Origin of the sequence: Ilyobacter sp. (assembly GCF_041583315.1) — a bacterium.
Classification (GTDB): domain Bacteria; phylum Fusobacteriota; class Fusobacteriia; order Fusobacteriales; family Fusobacteriaceae; genus Ilyobacter.
Genome location: NZ_JBFHGC010000473.1, coordinates 1 through 2,267 on the forward strand (window position 1 = coordinate 1; position 2,267 = coordinate 2,267).

The window sequence follows — 2,267 nt, forward strand, 5'->3', positions numbered from 1 at the left end:
CAGGATGAAATACAGCAAAATTTTCAGGTTTAAAATTTTTTATTTTAACTAAACTTGTAGCGATAGCATCTCCCATAACTAGAGCAGCGGTTGTAGAAGAAGTCGGGGCCAAATTCATAGGACAAGTTTCTTTTTCAATGCCAATATCAAGAACTAAGTTAGAATTTTTAGCTAGTTTTGAAGTTATATTTCCAGTCATAGCAATTATTTTACATCCTATTTTTTTTATAGATGGAATTATCGACAGTACCTCGTCGCTGTTTCCGCTGTTTGATATTGCTATTACAACATCTTCAGGGTGTATCATCCCCAGATCTCCATGGAGACCCTCGGCTGAATTCATAAATACAGAATGTGTCCCTGTAGAAGCAAAGGTAGCAGCCATTTTTTTTCCTATAAGGCCTGATTTACCTATTCCCGTTATGACAACCTTTCCTTTTGAAGCCAGTATTATATTTACTGCCTTTTCCATTTCATGGGAGAGTCTGTCTCTGACCTTCTTCAGCTCTTCGATTTCTATATCAAATATCTCTTTTGCGTAATTTATGATGTCCATAAAACCTCCTTATTCTGTTCTCACAGTATACCATTTTACTCTTTACTTTGAAAAATATTATTGTAAAAAAATAAAAAACCCCGAAAAAACGGGGCTTAAAATTAATTTTTCTTTACTATATCGTCAATTTCTATGGCAACCTTTAAAATTTCCTCTAGGTCCTCTAATTTCAACATGTTCGGACCATCACAAGGAGCATTATCAGGATCCTCATGTACCTCTGCAAATATTGCATCTACTCCCACAGCAAGGGCTGCTCTCATTAAAGGAAATACATATTCTCTGTTTCCACCTGTACATGTTCCTTGACCTCCAGGAATCTGAACAGAGTGAGTTGCATCAAAAACCACAGGATATCCAAATTTTCTCATTTCAAGAAACGATCTCATATCTACAACAAAGTTATTATAACCAAAAGTCGTACCTCTCTCACACAAAAGAAGTTTATCATTCCCAACCTCTTCAAACTTGGTAACTATATTCTTGGCATCCCAAGGAGCAAGAAACTGTCCTTTTTTGACATTTACCGGAAGTCCTGTTTCTGCAGCTGCCACTATAAGGTCAGTCTGTCTGCAAAGAAATGCCGGGATCTGAAGCATATCTACAAACTTAGACGCCTCAGCTGCCTGCCAAGGTTCATGAATATCTGTAATTACAGGTACCCCCACCTCTTCTCTTACCTTTTTCAAGATATTTAGACCCTCTTTCATCCCTATTCCCCTTGCAGAGAATACCGATGACCTATTGGCCTTGTCATAAGATGACTTGAATATGTAGTTAATCCCCAATCTATCACATATATCCTTTATTTTCTTGGCGACTCTCAAACTCATCTCTTCACTCTCTATGGCACACGGACCTGCAATGAGAGTAAATCTGTTTTTACCACCAATTTCAAACTTATTTCCTATCTTTATTTTTTTAACTTCATTTATAATTGACATTTTTCATCTCCATTTCATTTTTTTATTGCATATAAGGTTAAAATTTAATTTTATTTTTAATATACTTCAGAGCTACTTCTTTATCATCAAAATGTATTTTTTCTCTGCCTATTATCTGATAGTCTTCATGCCCTTTTCCTGCGATAAGCACAATATCATTTTTTCTGGCTATACCTATAGCCTTTTCTATGGCTTTTTCCCTGTCTATCTCTACAAAACTATGTTTATGGCTGCTAAGACCACTCGAGACCTCTTCCAGTATTTTATTAGGATCTTCTGTCCTGGGATTGTCTGATGTCACTATCACTATATCACTTAGTTTTTCTGCAGTCTCAGCCATGGGCTTTCTTTTGCTGGGGTCCCTGTCACCTCCGCAACCAAATACAGTTATGATCTTTTCCATCTTAATCTCATTGAGGGCACTCAAAATATTTTCCAGTGCATCAGCAGTATGGGCGTAGTCCACCACCACCATAAACTCCTGCCCCCCTTCTACACACTCAAATCTTCCAGGGGCACTTTCTAAATTACCCAATTTATCTGCTATCTCTTTCATAGGCAAGCCCAGATTTATGGATACCCCCACAGCTGCCAGGAGATTATATACATTGAATTTCCCCTGAAGTTTTATCTCTATCTCTCTTTCAAACTTTTCAAATGAAAGTTTTATTTTCTGAGTTTTTAAAGTCCGGCCCATCATATCTGCCTTTAAACTACCTGAGTTTATCCCGTAGGATATCCCTCCAAACTCTTGAAAAAGTCTCTTC

3 protein-coding genes are annotated in these 2,267 nt (G+C 37.2%); all 3 read right to left on the bottom strand.

Features of this window, described 5'->3' with window-relative positions:
- A partial coding sequence (locus ABZA26_RS13075; protein ID WP_372714947.1) for an SIS domain-containing protein occupies positions 1 to 556 on the bottom strand: 556 nt, incomplete at its 3' end.
- Between the two features lie 101 nt (positions 557 to 657).
- Positions 658 to 1,500 (bottom strand): 3-deoxy-8-phosphooctulonate synthase, encoded by an 843-nt coding sequence (gene kdsA, locus ABZA26_RS13080; protein WP_372714948.1) that lies wholly within the window; start codon positions 1,498 to 1,500, stop codon positions 658 to 660.
- Between the two features lie 37 nt (positions 1,501 to 1,537).
- Positions 1,538 to 2,267: Mur ligase family protein (locus ABZA26_RS13085; protein WP_372714949.1), on the bottom strand; the 730-nt coding region annotated here is incomplete at its 5' end.

Excerpts from the sequence above, each read along its gene's own strand:
- kdsA (WP_372714948.1), bottom strand. The coding sequence starts at position 1,500 with ATGTCAATTATAAATGAAGTTAAAAAAATAAAGATAGGAAATAAGTTT.